The organism is Alcanivorax sp. HI0083 (genome assembly GCF_001635175.1).
On the sequence record NZ_LWFX01001049.1, the window covers coordinates 1 to 4,673 of the forward strand.

Below are 4,673 nucleotides of genomic sequence, written 5' to 3' on the forward strand. Positions count from 1 at the left end.
GATGTCCCGGGAGTGGCTCAGCCGCTCCCGGCACATTACTCCTTCCTCTCTCTTTTCCTGCTTTGACTTCTGCCACCAGCCCATTAGAGCCATAAGCTCGCCAACACGGTCAATAAACCAGCAATACGCACTTATCCACACGCCAAGTGTTGACTTGCCACGCTACGTCTCGTTATCTAAGTGGCTCTGTACCCGATAACAACAACTGCGAGCCCATGCCGTCCGCTAATCTTTCTGCCTCTCTGAAGCACAAAACCGTCGCGCCTTTCTGGCTGGAATACCTGCTGGATGCTGCTCTGCGCGCCGGCGTTGACCTGAGCTATGCACTGGTGGAGTCCGGCATCAGCAACGACGACCTGGAAGATCCACAGTCGCGGATTTCCATGGCCATCGAAAACCAGTTACTGAAACAGGCTATCGCTGGCAGTGCAGATCCGCTATTTGGGCTGCATATGGGGGAAGGCATCCGTCCGCGCTTCATGGGCGAACTGGGCTACGCCAGCATGTCCAGCGCCACGCTGGGGGACGCCATCGAGTTGATGATTCCCTTTATGAAAGTCACCACCGAATACGCCCAATTGCGTTTTGAGTGGCGCGAACACCATGGCGATAAAACGCTGTGGCTGATGTGGGAAAGTGATCTGGAAGACCTGCCCACCTATCCAGCCCGGGTGGACGCCAATTTCGCCGCCGCCATCGTTTACGGGCGCTGGCTGATTGGCCAGGAGCTGAACCCGGCACGCATTCTTTTCAAACACGCCCCCCAGGGCGACGAAGCCGAGTACCAGCGCATCTTCCGTTGCGACGTCACTTTCAGTCAGCCGGAAAATGCCATTGTGCTACCCGGCCATCTGCTGGATTTGCCCCTGCGCGATGCCGACCCGGAAGTGCACAAGGTGGCTCGCTCACGCATGCAACGGGCTGTCACCCAGTACCACGCCCGCGACAACCTGCTGGAACAGGTGCGCCTGGAAATCCAGAAACGCCTGCAACAAGGCGTCCCGCAGCTGGAGCCCATCGCCGATCAGCTGGGTGTCAAACCCTGGACCCTGCGTCGACAGCTACGGGCCGAAAACACGGATTTTTCCAGCCTGCTGGAAGATGAGCGCCGCCGCCTTGCCTGCGACTGGCTGCTGCACAGCGAACGTTCCGTTAATCAGATCGCCCTGGATTTGGGCTATTCCGAACAAAGCGCGTTCAACCGTGCCTTTAAACGCTGGTTTGAGATGACGCCGGTGCAGTACCGCGATAGTCAGGGCAATCAAACCTTCAACGACTGAGCCCCCGCCACTGACGTTTGCACTGGCCCAGCGTCAGCCCCTGTGCAAAGCCGTTGACCAGGGTGGCGCCCAACCGCCCCTGTAACATCCGCGTGGACACCGGGAGCAAGCCATAGAAAAGCTGCCCAAGGCGGCTGACGTGCTGCAGCTCTTCTCGCCACCCCGCCAACGCACGGGGATAGGACACCTCTGGCCTTTCGCCCAGCACCGCTTGTGCAGCGAGTTGACCACTGAGTACCGCGCCGTAGATTCCCTCGCCCAGTAACACCTCTGTGCAACCCGCCGCATCGCCCGCGAACAGCACACGGCCATTGACCAACCGGGCTTTCGGCAGCCAGGTGCCCAGCGGATAGCCCGCCACGTGCTCCGCCTCTGCCCCCAGGCGTGCCCGGCAATAGCGCTGCAGCGCCGCACGTTCCGGTGCCGCCACCCCGTGCCGCCAGACATAGAGCCCCACATTCACATGGTCGCCCTTGGGAAACAGCCAGCCATAACCGCCGCGAATAACACCAAAATCCAGCGTCATCGGCGGATAATCGCTCACCTTTTCCCGGGGCACGCACCCTTCAATGGCCATGGCTCCAGGCAGGTGACGTTCCCCCAGCATCCGCGCCACGGCGCTGTTGGCTCCGTCCGCTGCGATCAGCCAGGACGCAGAAAAGGAGTCTCCCTCACGGGTCTTCACGCGGACCCAGCTTGAGCCTTGCTCTATGAGTCTCAGGCCTGCAGTCTCATGGAACACGGCACCTTGCTGTTCTGCCTGCTCTCGGCAAAACGCATCCAGCTCTGCCCGTTCGGTCATGACACAGAACGGCGTGGCGCTGCTGAGGTGACGCACCGGCGAGGACGAATGACTCACCGCCAGGGAAGTAACCGCTTCGCGCACCACCGGCGCAATGCTGAATCGGTAGCGCGCCAACGCTTTCTCCGTGACCCCGCCCGCACAAGGCTTTCCCCGTGACCGGGGCCGCGAAATCACGGCCACTTTCAACCCGGCCGCAGCCAGATCCCATGCCGCTGCGCAGCCCGCCTGACCGGCGCCGACAATCAACACATCCCAGTTCGTCATATATCTCCCCCTGATTCCGTGCGATTAGCCGCCGGGTCCTTTATAATGCGCGCCGTCCGGGACCCTGACCCACGGACCTTGCTCAGCGGTCCCCTCGGTTTCAGCCCACATAAGTTCTCCCGAATTAAAGCTAGGAGATTGTTCATGAAAGCACCCGTACGCGTAGCCGTCACCGGCGCCGCTGGCCAAATCAGCTATTCCCTACTGTTCCGCATCGCTTCCGGCGATATGCTCGGCAAAGATCAGCCCGTTATTCTGCAGCTGCTCGAAATCACCCCTGCTCTGGAAGCCCTGAACGGGGTCATCATGGAGCTGGAAGATTGCGCATTCCCGCTGGTTGCCGGCATTACCGGTACCGACGATGCCAACGTGGCCTTCAAAGACGCCGATTACGCGCTGCTGGTTGGTGCTCGTCCGCGTGGTCCGGGCATGGAGCGTAAAGACCTGCTGGAAGCTAACGCAGCCATCTTCTCCGCCCAGGGTAAAGCCATCAACGACAATGCCAGCAAAGGCATCAAAGTCCTGGTTGTCGGTAACCCGGCCAACACCAACGCCCTGATCGCCCAGCGCAATGCGCCGGACATCGATCCCCGTCAGTTTACTGCCATGACCCGCCTGGACCACAACCGTGCCATGGCGCAGCTGGCCAACAAGCTGGGCAAAACCGTCAATGACGTGAAGAAAATGCTCATCTGGGGCAACCACTCTTCCACCCAGTACCCTGATCTGCACCACTGCGAAGTGGATGGCAAAGTGGCCATCGATCAGGTTGAGCAAGACTGGTACGAAAACGACTACATCCCGACTGTGCAACAGCGTGGTGCGGCCATCATCAAGGCCCGTGGCGCTTCCTCTGCTGCCTCAGCTGCCAACGCCGCTGTGGACCACATGCGTTCCTGGGCACTGGGTACCGACGAAGGTGACTGGGTTTCCATGGGTATCTACAGCGATGGTTCCTACGGCATCCAGGAAGGCCTGATCTACTCCTTCCCCTGCACCTGCAAAGACGGCGACTGGACTATCGTTCAGGGCCTGGAAGTCAACGACTTCTCCCGTGGCAAGATGCAAGCTACCGAGCAGGAACTGGCGGAAGAACGTGACGCCGTTTCTCACCTGCTGCCGTAAGGCTCAGGTCGGGTAATAAAAAAAGGGGCTCTTCGGAGCCCCTTTTTTGTGCCGCTCTGCGGCTGCAACATGCTTCACTCAGCATGTAACGAGCGATCAGTATTCAGAATAATCCATCTGCTGCATCTGGGCCTGTTGTGCATACTGTGCATAGTTGGCCATGGTGAGCGGGAACAGCACACCGAAGTAGCCCACCATCAACAACAGCACAATCACAAAGGCGGCTTTTACGCCACCGGAATTGCCGACCGGAGCGGCGCCGTACTGGTTGCTGCCTTCGCTACCGCGTTTGAACAACATCACCAGACCCAGCACCAGGTTGGCAATCGGCACCAGCATGAGCAGGCTCAACCAGCCGCTGGCGTTGATGTCGTTGAGACGACGTACCATGTAGCCCCAGCTCATCACCATCACACCGATGAAAGCCACGGTGGCAATCAGGCCCATGATCATTGCACCCACGCCGATGTCAGCGTCCCCGGCGCTCATCATGCTTGGAATCAGAATCGCGGCTGCCACCCCGACCACAAGATAGAACAACAAGGTCAGACCAGCGGCATACACGAAATAGCGCATACGGCCGATACGCCCTGACAAAGACAGAAACTTGGGCTGATAGGTGTCCTGGTTACCGGCAACAGCAACATCTGCATTGGGTGCCTGATAGGGTTGGTTCATGGGTACTCCCCCTGGGTTCAAGGTTAAAAAAACAGTCAAAAATGAATGCTTCGCAATCGTTACAGCGTATGGCGCCGACCGAAGTCATCCATGGCACGCAGTAAATCCCGACGACTGATCTGTCCGATCAGTTTTCCGCTGTCCAGCACCGGTAGCCGACGGCGATGATCCGCAAGAAAAATTTCTGCCACATCCAGAATGGAATCCGAGCCTTCCACGGTCTGCAGATCCACACTCATGTACTCCTTTACCGAACCGATGTCTGTACCGTGGTAGCTTGCTTCCAGCGCGCCCTTAAGACAGTCGGATTCGGAAAAGACCCCCACCACACGGCCCGTTTCATCCACCACCGGGCCACCGGAAATCTGATTTTCCAGCAATACACGAATGGCTTCACTCACGGACATATCGGGGGAAAAGGTGACCAGACGGCGGCTCATGTACTCCGCCACATGCATGGACTTGAGCATAATTCTTCCCTGTGCAGTGAGAGCCGGCATCATGCCGGCCATTTGTGATTT

Annotated in this window: 5 protein-coding genes; 2 read left to right on the forward strand and 3 right to left on the reverse strand. The window is 58.7% G+C overall.

Annotated features, from left to right (window positions below):
- The first annotated feature begins 215 nt into the window (after positions 1-215).
- Positions 216-1,280, forward strand: a complete 1,065-nt coding sequence (locus A3754_RS13580; protein WP_063520121.1) for an AraC family transcriptional regulator — start codon at positions 216-218, stop codon at positions 1,278-1,280.
- Here A3754_RS13580 and A3754_RS13585 read toward each other — a convergent pair.
- Complete coding sequence (locus A3754_RS13585) at positions 1,270-2,349, reverse strand: geranylgeranyl reductase family protein (protein ID WP_063520122.1); 1,080 nt, start codon at positions 2,347-2,349, stop codon at positions 1,270-1,272. The genes A3754_RS13580 and A3754_RS13585 overlap by 11 nt on opposite strands.
- A 144-nt stretch (positions 2,350-2,493) precedes the next feature.
- Here A3754_RS13585 and A3754_RS13590 point away from each other — a divergent pair, with 144 nt between their 5' ends.
- The gene (locus A3754_RS13590; RefSeq protein WP_063520123.1) at positions 2,494-3,474 is read left to right on the forward strand and encodes a malate dehydrogenase; all 981 of its coding nucleotides are present in this window, start codon (positions 2,494-2,496) and stop codon (positions 3,472-3,474) included.
- Between the two features lie 96 nt (positions 3,475-3,570).
- Here the strand turns inward: A3754_RS13590 and A3754_RS13595 are convergent, their stop codons facing one another.
- Together A3754_RS13595 and A3754_RS13600 are read right to left on the reverse strand one after the other, a co-directional pair.
- Positions 3,571-4,152 carry a DUF805 domain-containing protein gene (locus tag A3754_RS13595; protein ID WP_063520124.1) on the reverse strand — a complete coding sequence of 194 codons (582 nt, stop codon included), beginning with the start codon at positions 4,150-4,152 and terminating at the stop codon, positions 3,571-3,573.
- Between the two features lie 59 nt (positions 4,153-4,211).
- The coding region (locus tag A3754_RS13600) for a CBS domain-containing protein (RefSeq protein WP_231880626.1) at positions 4,212-4,673 on the reverse strand (462 nt) is incomplete at its 5' end.